This window comes from Chryseobacterium sp. SIMBA_028 (genome assembly GCF_046535285.1).
Classification (GTDB): Bacteria; Bacteroidota; Bacteroidia; order Flavobacteriales; family Weeksellaceae; genus Chryseobacterium.
Genome location: NZ_JAWRWZ010000693.1, coordinates 1 through 245, shown reverse-complemented (window position 1 = coordinate 245; position 245 = coordinate 1). Strand labels below are relative to the sequence as shown.

Sequence of the window (245 nt, the reverse complement as noted above, 5' to 3'; positions counted from 1 at the left end):
AGCGTCAGCTTCGTTGAAAGCCCTGGAACCCGACGACGACGATGTCGTCACCCTGCTAAGCGATGTACTGGAAGACCTGGGAGTGGACAACGCCAGGCTGTTGCTGGCACCCAACCCGGACAACGGGATCGTCCGTGATGCGATCATCGTGGATGCCGAAGATGAAGACGGGGTTCAGCCCGGAACCCTGGTGATGCTCATAGGCGCCCGCGGTCGGGCGGCGCTGCCTGCTATCCGCCGGATCA

Annotated in this window: 1 pseudogene; it reads left to right on the top strand. The window is 62.4% G+C overall.

From position 1 onward, the window contains the following. Nucleotides 1-245, top strand: a pseudogene (locus tag SCA31_RS25025) (hypothetical protein); the annotation flags it as partial.